Below are 14,989 nucleotides of genomic sequence, written 5' to 3'. Positions count from 1 at the left end.
CCGCTCGAAGAAGTACTGCTTGAAGATGTTCGGCTCGAGCGTGCCCCCCGACTTGGACGAAACGATGAAGATCGTCTTTGCGAGGTCAATCTTTTTCTCGAAGGTCATCACCTGCGCCGGGTCGGTGGAATCGAGCACGTGCAGCTCGGGAAACCCCTTCTGCTTTCCGAAGGTCAGCTTCATCACCTCGGGGCAGAGGCTCGATCCCCCCATCCCGAGGAGAAGGGCGGTCGTGAACCCCTCCTTCCTGACCTCTTCGGCAATCGCCTTGAGATGGCCGATGTGGGCGACCTGGTCGTCCGTGACTCCGAGCCAGCCGAGCCACTTCGACTCGTCCTCCCCGGACCAGAGGGAGGCGTCGAGCGCCCAGAGGCGCCTCACCTTGCTCTCGGCGCGCCACGCCTCGAGGGAGGCGGCGACGGCGCTCTCGAGATCGGCCGGGAGGCTCCGGGTCTGTCGGTTGAGCCACGTGCCGAGGTACTCCTTGCGCTTCTTCTCGACGGCCCCGAGGAGCTTGTCGAAGGCGTCGGCGAAGAGGGTGACCCCTTCCGTCAGGAGCCTGTCAGTGACGTCTTTCATGGAGACGCCGGCCGAGGGAAGCGCCTCCATCACCCGGCGCGCCTCGTCGAGCCCCTCCGCGAGGCTCGCTCGGGGCACGCCGTGATCGCGGAAGGCGTCGAAGGTCGCCGACGGGACCGTGTCGACGGTGTCCCGGCCGATGAGCTCCTCGACGTACACGACGTCGCGGTAGTTCGGGTTCTTGGTGCTCGTGCTCGCCCAGAGAAGGCGCTGCGTCTGCGCCCCCTTCGCCGCGAGCTTCGTCCAGCGATCGCCGGCGACGAGCTCCTGGTAGCGGCGGTACGTGAGCCTCGCGTTGGCGATCGCCGCCTTCCCGAGGAGGCCGGAGATGCGATCGCGCGCGTCCTTCGCGGTCGTCGCCTTCAGCTTCGCGGTGAGGAGGGCGTCGATGGCGGAGTCGATCCGGCTGATGAAGAAAGACGCCACGCTCGCGACGCCCCGGGGGTCTCCTCCCCGGGAGATGAGCGCCTCGATTCCGGAGATGTACGCCTCGGCGACCGTCTCGTACGCCGCCATGCTGAAGAGGAGGGTGACGTTCACGTTGATCCCCTCGCCGATCAGCGTCTTGATCGCGGGGACGCCGGCCGGCGTCGCCGGGACCTTGATCATGACGTTGGCCTTCGAGACCGCCTTCCAGAGACGCCGCGCCTCCTCGAGGGTCCCTGCCGTGTCGTTCGCCAGGTAGGGGGAGACCTCGAGGCTGATGTACCCGTCGCGCCGGTTCGTCCTCTCGTAGACGGGGAACATCACGCCGGCCGCGTCCTGGATGTCGCGGATCGCGAGCGTCTCGTAGATCGACTTCGCGTCGCGGTCCTTCTCCTTCTCCATCGCGAGGAGGAGGTCGTTGTAGTCGCTCGATCCGGCGATCGCCTTCTCGAAGATCGAGGGGTTCGACGTGACGCCCCGGAGGCCGTCGTTGTCGATGAGCCCCTGCAGCTCTCCGGACGTGATGAGCGTGCGCCGGATGTTGTCGTACCAGAGGCTCTGCCCCAGGGCGAGGACGCCGAGGAGAGGGTTGGTCGGCTTGGGCGAAGGCATGTCAGTCTCCCTTCATGTATCTCGCTTCGATGTCGAGGACCTTTCGGAGGCGGCGGGCGTGGCGCTCCTCGCCGGTGTAGCGCGCGCGGGAGAAGGCGCCAACGATTTCGCGGGCGACCTCCTGGCCGATGATGCGCGCGCCGAGGCACAGAACGTTCATGTCGTCGTGCTCCACCCCCTGGTGGGCCGAGTAGGTGTCGTGGCAGAGGCCGGCGCGCACCCCCGGGAACTTGTTCGCGGCGACCGTGACGCCGACGCCGCTCCCGCAGATGACGATGCCGCGGTCGGCCTCCTTCTTCCTGAGCGCGCCGCAGACGCTCTCCGCGAAGTCGGGGTAGTCGTCGGGCTTCGCCGGGTCGTGCGTTCCGAGATCGCGCACGTCGTGCCCGGCGGCCTCGAGATCCGCGATGACGATCGCCTTGAGTGGGTAGCCGGCGTGATCGGCCGCGACGGCGATGCGCATCGGCGTCATCTCCCCTTCGGGGCGACGGCCTTCGCCGCGGCGACGACCTTCTCCACCGTGAACCCGAACTCCTTGAGAAGATCCTTGAGGGGGGCCGACGCGCCGAAGCCGTCCCGCGCGACGATCCTGCCGTCGAGCCCGACGTAGCGGTGCCAGGAGAAGCTCGAGGCCATCTCGACGGCGACGCGGGCGCGGCACGACGGGGGGAGGACCGAATCGCGGTACTCCTGGGCCTGGTGCTCGAAGATCTCGAACGACGGCATCGACACGACGCGCGACCTCATCCCCTCGGCCGCGAGCTTCTGCTGCGCCGCGACGCACCACTGCACCTCGGAGCCCGTCGCCATCAGGATGACGTCGGGGGACCCTCCGGGGGAGTCCGCGAGGACGTACGCCCCCTTCCTCACCCCGTCGGCCGGCGCGAACTTCGCGCGATCCATGACGGGGAGAGCCTGGCGGCTGACGATCAGCGCGACCGGCCCGCGCTCCCCGGTGTACCTCTCGATCTCCATCATCACGCGCCAGCACTCCGCCACTTCGTTCGCGTCGGCGGGCCTCAGCACCGTCAGGTGCGGGATCGCGCGGAGCGACGCGAGGTGCTCGATCGGCTGGTGCGTCGGGCCGTCCTCCCCCACGCCGAGGGAGTCGTGCGTGAAGACGTACATCGCCGGCAGCTCCATGAGCGACGCGAGGCGCAGCGGCGGGCGGCCGTAGTCGGAGAAGATGAGAAACCCCGATCCGAAGGCGCGGAGCCCGCTGAGGGCCATGCCGTTCACGATCGACCCCATGGCGTGCTCTCTCACGCCGAAGTGGAAGTTCCGCCCCGAGGGGTTCCCCTTCTGGAAGTCGCCGGCCCCTTCGACGGTGAGGCGCGTCTTCGTCGAGGGGGCGAGATCGGCGGCTCCGCCAAGGAGCCACGGGACGCGCTTCGCGATGGCGTTCTCGACCTTCCCGCTCGCGTCGCGCCCGGCCATCCCCTTCTCGTCGGCCGGGAAGGTCGGGATGTCGGCGTCCCACCCTTCCGGCAGGGCGCCGCGGTGGATCATCTCGAGCTCCTTCGCCTGCGCCGGGAACTCCTTCCGGTACGCCTCGAACCGGGCCCGCCACGCGTTCTGCTGCTCCGCGCCGCGCTTCCTCATCGCCGTCGCGCGCGCGAGGACCTCGGGAGGGACGAAGAAGTGCTTGTCGGGATCCCAGCCGTACTTCGTCTTGGCGGCGCGGATCTCGTCCTCACCCAGGGGCTCGCCGTGCGCGGCGGCGGTGTCCTGCTTCGTCGGAGCCCCCCACGCGATGTGGCTCTCGACGACGATCAGCGACGGGCGCTCCTTCTCGGCGATCGCAGAGGTGAGGGCGCGCGCGACCTGGTCGATGGCGTTCGCGTCGGCGACGCGCTGCACGTTCCAGCCGTACGCGGCGAAGCGGGCGGCGACGTCCTCGGTGAAGGCGAGGTCGGTCTTCCCCTCGATCGTGATGCGGTTGCTGTCGTAGAAGCAGACGAGCTCTTTGAGGCCGAGGTGGGCCGCGAGGGAGGCCGCCTCGCTCGTCACCCCCTCCATCATGCACCCGTCGCCGGCGAGGGTGACGACGTGGTAGTCGATGATCTCGTGGCCGGGGCGGTTGTACGTCGCCGCGAGCCACCGTTTCCCGATCGCCATGCCGACCGCGTTCGCGAACCCCTGCCCCAGGGGGCCGGTCGTCGTCTCGATTCCGGGGGTGAGGCGATCATCCGGCGTGTACTCCGGGTGGCCGGGGCACTTGCTGTGGAGCTGGCGGAACTTCATCAGCTCTTCGAGGGGAAGGTCGAAGCCGTTGATGTGCAGCGCGCCGTACAGGAGCATCGACGCGTGGCCGCACGAGAGGACGAAGCGATCGCGGTTGAGCCACTTCGGATCCGCGGGGTTGAACTTGAGGAACCGGTCGTAGAGGAGGTGCGCCACGGGCGCCATCCCCATGGGCGTTCCCGGGTGCCCCGAGTTGGCCTTCTGAACGGCGTCCATCGCCAGCGTGCGGATGGTGTTGATGCACAGCTCGTCCAGCCTTTCGGTCGCCGCGACTGCGGTCATGCGCGCTCCCTCCATCGGGTCCACTCGTCGTTCATCTCGGGTTGCCGTACATCCGGGCCAGCCACCACGGCGAGACCCCCATCCGGAACAGGATCGGGAAGAGGCTCATCGTGACGGCGGAGCTGACCGGTCTCGCGACGAAACGCCGCGCCGAGACCGTCACCTCCGCGGGGACGGTCCGGATCTTTCCATGCCGGCGCAGACGCCGCGACAGATCGAGATCTTCCATCAGCGGGATCCCGGCGAACCCGCCGGCGCGGCGGAAGACCTCCGCGCGCACGAAGAGGGCCTGATCGCCGTACGGGAGCCCCGACCAGCGGCTGCGAACGTCCGCGAGCCTCAGGATCGGGCGCAGCGCGGCCGGGAGCGATTCCGCGACGGTGTGCGTGCGAAAGGCCCCCGCGACGACCCCCGGATCCCCGAGCGCTTCGTCGATCCACCGCCCGGCCGCCTCCGGTAGCGTCACGTCGGCGTGCAGGAAGAGCAGGATGCTTCCCGTCGCGGCGGCGGCCCCCGCGTTCATCTGCGGCCCGCGCCCGGGCGCCGCTCTCAGCAGCCTCACCCCTGACGCCTCGAATCGGCCGGCGATCTCCCGCGTGCGATCTCGGCTTCCGCCGTCGGCGACGAGGATCTCCGCCCCCGGCAGAGTGCGCGCGAGCGATTCGAGACATCGGCCTATGAGTCCCTGCTCGTTCAGGGTGGGGACGATGACCGAGATGGGCGGGCTCTGAGGCATCTCGACTCCGAAGAGGGGACAGCGTAGCACGCCCGGCGGCTGTGCTAGCCTCCCCACATTCGGTGTCGACCAGCTCGGCGAGGTCTCGACCCGGTCACGGAGGTTCAAAGATGAGAAGAAGCATGTGGATCCCGGCCCTCGTCGCGGCTCTTAGCCTCGGCGGCGGCCTGCTGAAGGCGGCCGACAAGGCGTCGGTCAGCGGCGAGGTCATCGACTCGGCCTGCTACGTCAAGTCCGGTTCGCACGGCAGCGAGCACTCCGGCTGCGCCGGCGGGTGCGCGAAGCGCGGCGTTCCGCTCGCCCTCCTCACCGACGACGGCAAGGTCGTCATGGTGGCGAGCGCGAAGGACGACGAGACGGCGAACGCCCTCCTGATAGAGCACGTCGCGAAGAAGGTCACCGTCGAGGGGTCGTGGTACGAGCGAGGCGGCGCGAAGGTCTTCTACATCGAGAAGGTCACGCCCTCGAAGTAGGGGCGGGAATCCGGTGACGATGAGATCCAGCCGGGCGGCCTCGGTGGCCGCCCTTTTCTTTCTGATCGCGGCCGTCGAGGGGGGATTCCTCGCCGTGGCGCGCCTGCGCGACACGTCGCGCGCCCGCGGAGCCTCCGCGGCGCTGAGGGGGCGCGACGTCGCGGACCGCCTCGGCTGCTTCGGCTGCCACGGCCCCGAGGGGGTGCGGGGGATCGCCAACCCCGGGTCGAGGGATGGCGACGTCCCGCCGTGGGTGGGCGGCACCTACGCGATGTACAACGAGAGCCCGTCCGAGATCCGCGAGTGGATCGTGAACGGCGCGCCCAAGCGCCTCGTCGACCACCCCGATCACGACCGGAGCACGACGCAGCTCCTGTCGATGCCGGCGTACGGGAAAGTCGCGGCTGCCCAGGACCTCGACGATCTCGTCGCCTACGTCCAAACCGTCTCCGGGGCCTTCCCTCCGCCCGACGGAGCGGCCGCCGCCGGCCGCACGGTCGCCGTCGAGAACGGCTGCTTCGGCTGCCACGGCCCCGAGGGGCGTGGCCTCGTGAGGAATCCCGGCTCCCTCAAGGGATACATCCCGGCGTGGGACTCGTCGGATTACGCTGAACTGGTGCGAAGCCCCGACGAGTTCCGCGAGTGGGTGAGGGAGGGGGAGATCAAGAGGTTCCGCAACAACCCCGCCGCCGCGCATTTTCTCGACGAACAGGTGCTGAAGATGCCCGCCTATCGCGGTATACTCTCGGACGACGAGTGCGAGAAGATCCGTGCGTACGTGGAGTGGGTGCGTGGCCGCAAACCCGAGGCGACTCAGTAGTCTCATTGTGGCGCTGGCCCTGATGGCGGCGGGGGCCTCGCGCGCGTCCGCGTCGAACTGCTCCGCGACTTCGGTCGGGTTCATTCCGCTGAACGACCTCGGCGCAGGCTCCTACCTCGGATTCCAGGGAGGCCTGTACCCGGGGGGCGCTTCCACCCGACCGGCCGCGCACGACGTGAGCGCCGATCTCTTCGCGCGGCTGGTCCTTCTCGATCCCAATGGGCTCACGTCCTCCGCCGGCCGCATCGTGCTCCTCTCGATCGGCATGTCGAACACGACGCAGGAATTCTCGAAGTTCGTCCAGCTCGAGGCCTCGGACCCGAACCGGAATCCGGCCGTGAAGATCGTCGACGGCGCGCAGGGGGGTTGGAGCGCCGATCGCGTCGTCGATCCGAACCAGAACGCGACATTCTGGACCACCGTCGATCAGCGCCTCGCCGCGGCCGGCGTCACGCCGCTCCAGGTGCAGGCGATCTGGCTGAAGGAAGCGGACGCGAGCCCCACTCTCCCGTTCCCCCAGGATGCCCAGAAGCTCCAGGGGGAGCTGCAGACCATCGTCCAGACCCTCAAGTCGCGGTACCCGAACACGCGGCAGGTCTACCTCTCGAGCCGCATCTACGCCGGCTACGCGACGTCCACCCTGAACCCCGAGCCCTTCGCCTACCAGTCGGGGTTCGCGTCGAAGTGGCTCATCGAATCCCAACTCGCGGGTTCGGGCGCTCTCAACTTCGATCCGGCGCGTGGTCCCGTCACGGCGCCATGGCTCTCCTGGGGCCCGTACCTGTGGGCCGACGGCCTCGCGCCGAGAAGCGACGGGCTGATCTGGCAGTGCGCAGACCTCCAATCCGACGGGACGCATCCGGCGACGACGGGTGTCGACAAGGTCGACGCGATGCTGAAGGGCTTCTTCTTCGGCGACGCCGTCGCGAGACGCTGGTTCGCCGACTGCGCGCCTACCGACGCCGGCGCTTTTTCCGTTCCGCCCGACGTGCTGAACGCCGCCTTCGAGGTCGCCGGTGCCGTCCGGACACTCCGCTGGACGAACGTCGCGCCGGCATCAGGGACCGCGACGGTCCACGACATCGTCTCGGGGAGCCTGAGCGATCTCCGGTCGGCGAGGTCCTTCAGCGCGGCCACGTGCGCGGCGTCGGGACTCGCGGCCGCGTCGCTGGTCGATCCCGTAGCCGACCCCGCCGTCGGCGACGGTGTCTACTACCTCATCCGGGGGAGGAATTCGTGTGGGGCGGGGACATTTGGCGACAACTTCGCAACCCCGACGCCGCGCACGAATCTCGATGCGACGGCTCCTTGCCCCTGAAGCACGACAGCCTCAGGGCGTCGCCCCGGCGAGCTTCACGTCCGCGGTCGCCCACGCCTTCTCGAAGCGCGCCTTCACCGGCGCGGCCTCCGCGGCCTTGCGGTGATCGAGGCACAGCGCGAGGGCGTGGAGCGACCAGCCGCTCTCGGGATTGATCTCGAGATCCTTCCGGTAGACCGCCTCCGCCTCGGGCCATTTCCCAGCCGCGATCAGCGCCGCCCCCAGAGTCTCGCGGACCGGGTAGAACCACGGCGGCGGCTCGTCGTAGGTCAGGGCGTCCTGGGCCGCGACCGCCTCCTCCAGCCTGGCGATCGCCGCGCCGGGATCGCCGGTTCGCGCCGCGATCTCCCCGGCGAGGAGCGGGCGCACCACCTTGATCAGATTCCCCGCGGAGTTGTTGACGAGCTGAGAATCGGGAGGAACGGCGGCGACGGACGCGTCGAAAGCTGCCTGCTCCTTCACCGCAGAGGCCCGGTCCCCCTTTGCCGCGAAGGCGACGCCGCGCGCGTAGTGCCAGATCGCCGTCGCGTACTTCAGCTCGGGCGCCGGGGCCGGGAGAGCGAGGACTTCGTCCCACCGTCCGAAGCGCATGCGCGTGAAGAGCGTCGTCCCCGTGAAGTACTCGAGCATCGGCATCGCCTTCATGGCTTCGAGGGGCACCGCCTCCTCGAGCTCCTTCGACGCCTTCAGCGCGTCGGCGCTGCGCCCGGCCATCATCGAGGCCGACCAGAGGAAGTGGATGTTGTGGGGGTAGTACATCATCGGGTACATCCCCGGCGGGTTCGCCGCCGCGATGTACTTGCGGTCGGCCTCGATGGCCGGGACGTTCGCCGCCGCGGCGTCGCCGTAGCGCCCCATCCGCATGTAGATGTGCCCCGGCATGTGGACGAGATGGCCTGCCCCGGGGACCAGCTTCGGGAGCCTCAGGGCCGCCTCCAGCCCCTTCTCGGGGTTCGGCGACATCTCGACGGCGTGCATGTAGTAGTGGTTCGCCCCGGGATTGTCCGGAGCCACCTTCAGCGCGGCCTCCAGGCTCGCGATGATCTCGCCGGTCCCCGGCTGCATCCTCCCGTCCTTCGTCCACAGATCCCACGGCCTCAGGTCCATCATCGATTCCGCGAAGAGCGTGAGGGCGTCGGAATCGTTCGGGAAGCTCTTCGCGACGCCTCGCATCGCGTCCGCGTACGCGGCGTCGAGGGCCTTGCGGTCGGCGTTCGGATCGTCGGCGTAGCGCTTCGAGAGGGCGCCGATGTACGCGCGCTCGGCGGGGGTCGCCTTCGGCGCGAGGTCGACGGCTTTCCTCATCGAGGCGTACGCGGACTTCACGGATTCGGCATCCATCGCCATGTTGTAGTTCGGGCCGAGCGTCAGCGCCGACCCCCAGAACGCCATCGCGCAGTCGGGATCGAGGCGCGCCGCCTCGTCGAAGGCCCGCCTCGCCTCGTCGTGATTGAACCCGTACATCAGGCGCAGCCCCTGATCGAAGTACTTCTGCGCGAGGGGTGCCTTCGTCGTGACGGCGTGGTGCCACGTGCCGAGGTTGTCGAAGAGCGGCACGGCGCCGGGCGCGGAGGCGTCGGCAGCGAGCAGGGGCGTCGAAGCGAGCAGGAACGCGGCGGCAATCGTTCGAGGCGTCATGCGTGACCCTCCCGAAATGTCACCGGGAAGTCTAGCAAGCCCGCCGGGGCTCGTGAAGGTGCGTCCTCCCGGGTGGACGGTCCGGTCGCCCCTACATATATATACCCGGCGCACCGCCGCGAGACGGGCTCGCGGGGTCGGGAGACGGCGCCTCATGGCGGAAGGGTTCAAGGTCGGGCTCGCTCTCGGCGGCGGCGCCGCGCGCGGCCTCGCCCACATCGGGGTCCTCAAGGAGCTGCAGAGGCGCCAGATCCCGATCGACCTCATCGTCGGCACGAGCATCGGCTCGCTCGTCGGCGGCGCCTTCGCCATCCTCGGCGACGCGACGAAGGTCGAGGAGAGGTTCGGCCGCTTCGTGAGGAGCCGCGACTTCCGCCGCACCGAGTTCGAGTTCATCAAGGACTCGCGCCGCGATGAGCCGAGCCTCCTCTACTCGGTCAGCGACATGATCAAGCGCGGGATCTTCTACTCGTTCTCGATGACGCGGAGCTCGTTCATCTCGCGCGAGAACTTCCTCCACAACATCTACTCGCTCATCGAAGACGTGAAGATCGAGAACTGCCGCATCCCCTTCGCCGCGGTCGCGGCCGACATCGAGACGGGCGAGGGGGTGCTGCTCTCCTCGGGATCGATGCGCCAGGCGATCTGCGCGTCGAGCGCGATCCCCGGGCTGATGACGCCGATCGAGGTCTCGGGCCGGACGCTCATCGACGGAGGATGGGTGAGCAAGCTCCCCGTCATCGAGGCCTTCCGGCTCGGCGCCGACATGGTGATCGCCGTGGACATCTCGCGCGAGATCGACGACACGAAGGAGCTGAAGAAAGGGCTCGACATCATGATCCGGGCCAACGCGATCCGGGCGGACGCCCTGAGGAATTTTCACGCGCGCCTCGCCGACGTCGTCATCCATCCGCGCGTCGATCACGTCCACTGGGCCGACTTCGTGGAGGCGATCTCGCTGGTGCCGGAGGGGGAGCGGGCCACGGCCGCCCGCGCGGACGACATCAAGGCGCTCCTGGATCGGAGCCGGTGGAAGACGCGGCTCGGCTTCTCGCGCGGGAAGAGGCTCGCGAAGGCCTTCTTCTAGGCCGCGGTCTCCCCGTCGAGGATCTTCCGCACGACGCGGCAGAGCGAGTCGGGGGCGAACGGCTTGTGGATGAAATGCGCGCCGGCGGGGGTGCGGCCGTCGCCGAGCAGCGAGTGCTCGGTGTACCCCGACATGTAGAGAACGTTCGCGCCGGGGCGGACCTCGAGGAGTTTCTCGACGAGCTGCCAGCCGCTCATCCCCGGCATGACGATGTCGGTGATGACGAGATCGATCGGCCCCGACTCGCGCCGGCAGATCGCGAGGGCCTCTTCGGCGCTCCCCGCCTCGAGGATCCTGTACTGCTGCCGCTCGAGGGTCGTCTTCAGCAGTGAGCGCACGAGCTCCTCGTCCTCGACGAGGAGCACCGTCTCGTCGCCGGCCCCGCGGATCTCGACGGCCGGCTCGGCGGCGCCGATCTCGAGCGGAGGGGGCGCGACGGGCGGGAGGAAGATGCTGAACGTCGCGCCCTTCGAGACCGCGCTCTCGGCGTAGATGTAGCCGCCGCTCTGCTTCACGACGCCGTACACCGTCGAGAGACCGAGCCCGGTGCCGCGCCCCGGCCCCTTCGTCGTGAAGAAGGGCTCGAAGATGTGGGCGCGCGTCTCGGCGTCCATGCCGCACCCCGTGTCGCTGAAGGTGAGCTTCACGTACTCGCCGGGGGGAAGGCCCTGCGACGCTTCGGGGGCTCGCTCGTCCACACGGACGTTTGCCGTGCGGATGAAGATCTCCCCCCCCTCCGGCATCGCGTCCCGGGAGTTGACCGCGAGGTTCATGATCACCTGCTCGAGCTGCCCCGGGTCGGCCTTCACCCATCGGAGCGAGGGATCGAGGCGCGTGACGCAGTGCACGTCCTCGCCGATGACGCGTCGCAGCATCTCGAGGATCCCGCTCACGACGTCGTTCAGCCTCAGAGCTTTCGGCTGGAGGATCTGCTTGCGGCTGAAGGCCAGAAGCTGGCGCGTGAGCCCCGCCGACCGCTCCGCCGCCAGCGTGATCTGCCTCAGGCTCCGGGAGGCCGCGGGGTCCTCCCGGGACTCCTCCATCAGGTGCTCGGCGTGGCCGATGATGACGGTGAGGAGGTTGTTGAAGTCGTGGGCGACGCCCCCCGCGAGGCGGCCCACCGCGTCCATCTTCTGCGACTGCGAGAGGGCCGCCTCGAGCGAGCTCTCGCGGCTCGCCCGGCGGTAGCTGTCGTAGAGCATCGCCGCCGCCTTCGCGAGGCTCTCGATCGTCGTCCGATCGGCGGGCCGGTAGTCGCCCGCGCGGTTGATGACGGCGATCATCCCCACGACGTCGCCCCCCTGCCTTATCGGCGCGCCGAGGAATCGCGCGATCGGGCCCTGTCCGAACGGCAGTCCGTCGGGAATGCGCCCCGGGATGGGCTCGTTGCAGACCACGACCTCGCCCCCCTGAATGACTCGACTGAGGAGGATGAGGAGGCCGCTTCCACCGCCGATCGACTCCCCCGTCGCTTCCGGCAGCGACGCAAGGTCGACCCGCGTGTCGAACGCCACCTCGGAACTCGCGTCCTTGTGGGCGAGGATGTGGAGGTGCGACTCCTCGACGACTCCCCAGAAGCCGCAGACGCTTGCGGTCAGCTCCTGGGCCCCGGACACGAGGCAGCTCGCGGCGTCGAGCCAGCGCCGCTTCTCGACGAACGACGAGATGGAGCTCGCGAGGACCTGCAGGAGATCGGTCTTGTGGCGCAGGGCCTCCTCGGCCTCCTTGCGCCGGCGCGCCGCCTGCACGACGTCGTCGATCGCCTCGACGAAGTGCGTCTCGGCGCTGCGCCCGGCGGGATCGCCCGCCCTCGCCTCCTCGGCAACGATGGAGTCGGCAAGATGCTCGAGCTGGTCGAGGCTCGCCCCCGAGAGGGCGAAGCGGCCGAGGCGCGAGAGTGCGGCCTGCTGCCGGGACCGCGCCGCACGGTCGCGGTGCTCGCGCTCCCTCTCGGCCGAGAGCGCCGCGATCAGCAGGAGTGTCAGCGTCACGAACGCGAGGTACGCCTGGAGCCCCAGGAGGGACGCGTTCAAGCCGTCCACGGCGAAGAGCCCCTGGCCGCGCGCCGTCTCCAAGACCGCCAGTCCCGCGATGGCGGCGACGACGGACGCGGCGCCGAGGATTCCGAATCGGATCGCCGCCCAGACCATGAACGGGATGACCAGGAACTCGAGGGCCGGTCCGGCGGGCGTGAGCTCGTTCGGCGCGTCGAGCGCGAACCGGCTCACCGCGACCGCGAGAACGACCAGAGCCGTCCCTTCCGCCACGCGCAGCCGGCTCCATGTCTGGCCGCGCGCGCTCCACCACGCGAGGACGAACGGGGTGACCACGAGCATCCCCACCGTGTCGCCCAGCCACCACGTGAGGCTCGCGGTCCCGAGAAGTTCTCGCGGGATGATCCCCGCGACGTAGTGGACGAGAGGTCCGATCGCGGCGGCGATCAGGCACGCGAGTGGCGCCACCGCGAAGAAGGAGAGGACGCTCCCGATCCTGTCGAGCTTCCGCCAATCGGGAAGCCACCGGGCGAGAAGAATTCCCCCCGCGACGGCCTCGAGCGTGTTCCCCGCGGCGACGCCGCCGGCGGCCAGCGCGATCGCGGGCGTTCCCATCCTCCCGGCGGCGATGATCGGCAGCGCGTTGGCGAGGAAGGCGCCGGCGAAAATGCCGGGGGCGGCGCGAAGGCCGAAGAGCGCGATCATCGCGAGAGCAATTCCCGACGGGGGCCAGACAGGGGAGGCGAGCGTCCCCTCGAGGGAGAGGAGGAGCGAAAACCGGGCGGCGACGTAGTAGGCACCCGCCACGAGCGCGGGGAGGAGAAGCGTTCGAGCGAGAGCGCGAGGTGCCATCGGCGCGCTCAGTATGCCGTCCATTCATGGAGCCGCGCAACACGGGCCGGGGAGGTGCGGATCTCTGATAGACTTGCCGAGTGAAACGCAAGCTGCTGATCGTTCTGGGCGCGATCGTCGCCCTCCTCGTCGTCGCCGCGGCGGCGCTTCCCTTCCTGCTCGACGTCGAGCGCTACCGCCCGTCCATCGAGGGGGCGATCGCGGGGGCCACGGGGCGCGCGGTCACGATCGGCCCCATGCGCCTCACGTTCTTCCCCGCCGCGGAGCTGACCGCGGTCGGCTTTTCCATCGGCGAGGACCCTCGATTCGGCTCGGAGCCCTTCCTCAAGGCGCAGCGGCTCCTCGTGCGCGTGCAGCTCTGGCCTCTCCTCACGCGGCGCCTCGTCGTCGAGGCGCTGATCATCGACGAGCCCGCCGTGCGGCTGGTGCGCGACGCGCGCGGCGAGTGGAACTACGCCTCGCTGACGAAGGGAGTGCAGAAGGCCCCCGGCGGATCGGGCGGCGGCGGGGCGACGGGCGGGGCCGGCGGCGCGCCGCCGGGAAAGCCGGCGGGCACGAGCGCCGCGGGAGGCGGATTCGACTTCGCGGTTCACAATCTGCGCCTCACGAAAGGGACTCTCTCGGTCTCACAGACCGGCGGCGGCGCCGCGGGCTCGAAGGTGAAGGCGATCGAGCTCGACGTGACCGACATCTCGAAAGGCGCGATCGGCGCCTTCGATCTCTCCTTCAAGCTCGAGGCGGGGCCCGACGCGCGCCTCACGGGGAAGGGGCTCGCCGTCGCCCCCGACCGGGCGGAGATCGGCGAGTTTTCCGCTTCGCTCGCCGGGAGCCGCGTCTCGGGATCGTGCAGCGTGAGCCGGTTCGAGCGCCCCATCCTGGACGTCAAGCTCAACTCCCCCTCGCTCGACCTCGACGAGATGATGTCCCTCTTCCCGGCAGCCGGGCCGGCCCCCGCCGCGACCTCCGCGATCCGCACCGCCGCCGACGTGGCGGTCGTCGTCCCGGCGAGGCGCCAGGCGGGCTCGGCGAGCTCGGCGCCGTCGCTCCTGAGGGACCTCACCGTGAGAGGAGATCTCTCGGTCGACAGGATCAAGGTGATGAATCCCGCCCTCTCCACGGCGCGCGCGCGGCTCACGATGGAAGGGGGGGAGGCGCGCCTGTCGGGGGTCTCGGTCAATCTCTACAAGGGCTCTCTCGCCGGCGACCTGTCGGCCCGCGTCACCGAGAGCGGCCCGCCCTTCACCCTCGCCGCCAGCGTGAAGGGGGTGGATTTCAACGCCTTCGCCTCGGATCTGTCGCCCGGCCTCAAGGGGCTCGTCTACGGGACCTTCGACGGCTCGCTCGATCTCGAGGGGCGCGACCTCGACACGCCGGGGCTGCGGCGCAACCTCGGCGGGAAGGGATCGCTCGCTCTCCGCGACGGCAAGCTGACGTCGATCGCCGCCCTCAAGATGCTGGCGAAGGCGCTCGAGGCGGCGGGGGGCGGCGGCATCGGCAAGGACGAGACCCCCTTCTCGTCGCTGGCGGGAACATTCACCGTGGCCAACGGGGTTCTCAGGACCGACGACCTCGCCCTCGACTCCCCCGACCTCGACATGAACGCGTCGGGGAAGATCGGCCTCGACCTCTCGCTCGATCTCGCCGTCTCGGCGAAGCTCAGCGAGAGCGTCAGCGCCGACATGGTCGCGAAGACCCCGAACCTCCGCTACCTCGAGAACAAGAAGGGGAAGCTGGAGGTCGACATGACGCTGGGCGGAACGGTCATGGCCCCCACCGCGGGAGTCGACCCCCGGATGCTGAGCCGCGCCGCGAAGGCCGCGGGGAAGGAGCAGATCCAGAAGCACGGGAAGGATCTCCTCGATCGCGTCCTCAAGAAGAAAAAGCCGAACTGATCGGCCCCGCCGCGTGTCCAACGGTCGCAAACCACG

The 14,989-nt window shown here is 69.4% G+C and carries 11 protein-coding genes; 5 read left to right on the top strand and 6 right to left on the bottom strand.

Annotated elements, in window-relative coordinates; all coding sequences use genetic code 11:
• The 4 genes from HY049_20245 to HY049_20230 all read right to left on the bottom strand — a co-directional run.
• Positions 1 to 1,617 (bottom strand): bifunctional transaldolase/phosoglucose isomerase (locus HY049_20245; protein MBI3451232.1); only part of this gene is annotated, 1,617 nt, incomplete at its 3' end.
• Position 1,618: 1 nt separating this feature from the next.
• Positions 1,619 to 2,089 carry a ribose 5-phosphate isomerase B gene (gene rpiB / locus HY049_20240; GenBank protein MBI3451231.1) on the bottom strand — a complete coding sequence of 157 codons (471 nt, stop codon included), beginning with the start codon at positions 2,087 to 2,089 and terminating at the stop codon, positions 1,619 to 1,621.
• On the bottom strand, positions 2,086 to 4,143 hold the full coding sequence (tkt, locus tag HY049_20235) for a transketolase (protein ID MBI3451230.1): 2,058 nt from the start codon (positions 4,141 to 4,143) through the stop codon (positions 2,086 to 2,088). The genes rpiB and tkt overlap by 4 nt, the downstream gene beginning before the upstream one ends.
• 31 nt (positions 4,144 to 4,174) lie before the next feature.
• On the bottom strand, positions 4,175 to 4,879 hold the full coding sequence (locus tag HY049_20230) for a TIGR04283 family arsenosugar biosynthesis glycosyltransferase (protein MBI3451229.1): 705 nt from the start codon (positions 4,877 to 4,879) through the stop codon (positions 4,175 to 4,177).
• Between the two features lie 110 nt (positions 4,880 to 4,989).
• Between HY049_20230 and HY049_20225 the strand changes: the two genes are divergently transcribed.
• From HY049_20225 to HY049_20215, 3 genes are read left to right on the top strand one after another with little or no spacing between them, the layout of a single operon-like run.
• On the top strand, positions 4,990 to 5,352 hold the full coding sequence (locus HY049_20225) for a hypothetical protein (protein ID MBI3451228.1): 363 nt from the start codon (positions 4,990 to 4,992) through the stop codon (positions 5,350 to 5,352).
• A 19-nt stretch (positions 5,353 to 5,371) separates the two neighbouring features.
• Positions 5,372 to 6,172 carry a c-type cytochrome gene (locus HY049_20220; GenBank protein MBI3451227.1) on the top strand — a complete coding sequence of 267 codons (801 nt, stop codon included), beginning with the start codon at positions 5,372 to 5,374 and terminating at the stop codon, positions 6,170 to 6,172.
• Positions 6,173 to 6,179: 7 nt separating this feature from the next.
• Positions 6,180 to 7,490: a hypothetical protein gene (locus tag HY049_20215; GenBank protein MBI3451226.1), complete on the top strand. Its 1,311-nt coding sequence runs from the start codon at positions 6,180 to 6,182 to the stop codon at positions 7,488 to 7,490.
• Between the two features lie 12 nt (positions 7,491 to 7,502).
• Here HY049_20215 and HY049_20210 read toward each other — a convergent pair whose 3' ends face one another.
• A complete protein-coding gene (locus tag HY049_20210; protein MBI3451225.1) occupies positions 7,503 to 9,128 on the bottom strand; it encodes a hypothetical protein in 1,626 nt (541 codons plus the stop codon).
• 154 nt (positions 9,129 to 9,282) lie between these two features.
• Between HY049_20210 and HY049_20205 the strand changes: the two genes are divergently transcribed.
• The gene (locus HY049_20205) at positions 9,283 to 10,215 is read left to right on the top strand and encodes a patatin-like phospholipase family protein (protein ID MBI3451224.1); all 933 of its coding nucleotides are present in this window, start codon (positions 9,283 to 9,285) and stop codon (positions 10,213 to 10,215) included.
• Here HY049_20205 and HY049_20200 read toward each other — a convergent pair.
• Positions 10,212 to 13,061: an MASE1 domain-containing protein gene (locus HY049_20200; GenBank protein ID MBI3451223.1), complete on the bottom strand. Its 2,850-nt coding sequence runs from the start codon at positions 13,059 to 13,061 to the stop codon at positions 10,212 to 10,214. The genes HY049_20205 and HY049_20200 overlap by 4 nt on opposite strands.
• An 80-nt stretch (positions 13,062 to 13,141) precedes the next feature.
• Between HY049_20200 and HY049_20195 the strand changes: the two genes are divergently transcribed.
• Complete coding sequence (locus tag HY049_20195; GenBank protein ID MBI3451222.1) at positions 13,142 to 14,953, top strand: AsmA family protein; 1,812 nt, start codon at positions 13,142 to 13,144, stop codon at positions 14,951 to 14,953.
• The last annotated feature ends 36 nt before the right edge of the window (positions 14,954 to 14,989 follow it).

The organism is Acidobacteriota bacterium (genome assembly GCA_016195325.1).
Lineage (GTDB): Bacteria > Acidobacteriota > Polarisedimenticolia > JACPZX01 > JACPZX01 > JACPZX01.
This window is presented reverse-complemented; position numbering and strand designations above follow the sequence as displayed.

Excerpts from the sequence above, each read along its gene's own strand:
- HY049_20205 (MBI3451224.1), top strand. The coding sequence starts at position 9,283 with ATGGCGGAAGGGTTCAAGGTCGGGCTCGCTCTCGGCGGCGGCGCCGCG.
- HY049_20220 (MBI3451227.1), top strand. The coding sequence starts at position 5,372 with ATGAGATCCAGCCGGGCGGCCTCGGTGGCCGCCCTTTTCTTTCTGATC.
- HY049_20210 (MBI3451225.1), bottom strand. The coding sequence starts at position 9,128 with ATGACGCCTCGAACGATTGCCGCCGCGTTCCTGCTCGCTTCGACGCCC.
- HY049_20230 (MBI3451229.1), bottom strand. The coding sequence starts at position 4,879 with ATGCCTCAGAGCCCGCCCATCTCGGTCATCGTCCCCACCCTGAACGAG.
- rpiB (MBI3451231.1), bottom strand. The coding sequence starts at position 2,089 with ATGACGCCGATGCGCATCGCCGTCGCGGCCGATCACGCCGGCTACCCA.
- HY049_20200 (MBI3451223.1), bottom strand. The coding sequence starts at position 13,061 with ATGGCACCTCGCGCTCTCGCTCGAACGCTTCTCCTCCCCGCGCTCGTG.
- tkt (MBI3451230.1), bottom strand. The coding sequence starts at position 4,143 with ATGACCGCAGTCGCGGCGACCGAAAGGCTGGACGAGCTGTGCATCAAC.
- HY049_20225 (MBI3451228.1), top strand. The coding sequence starts at position 4,990 with ATGAGAAGAAGCATGTGGATCCCGGCCCTCGTCGCGGCTCTTAGCCTC.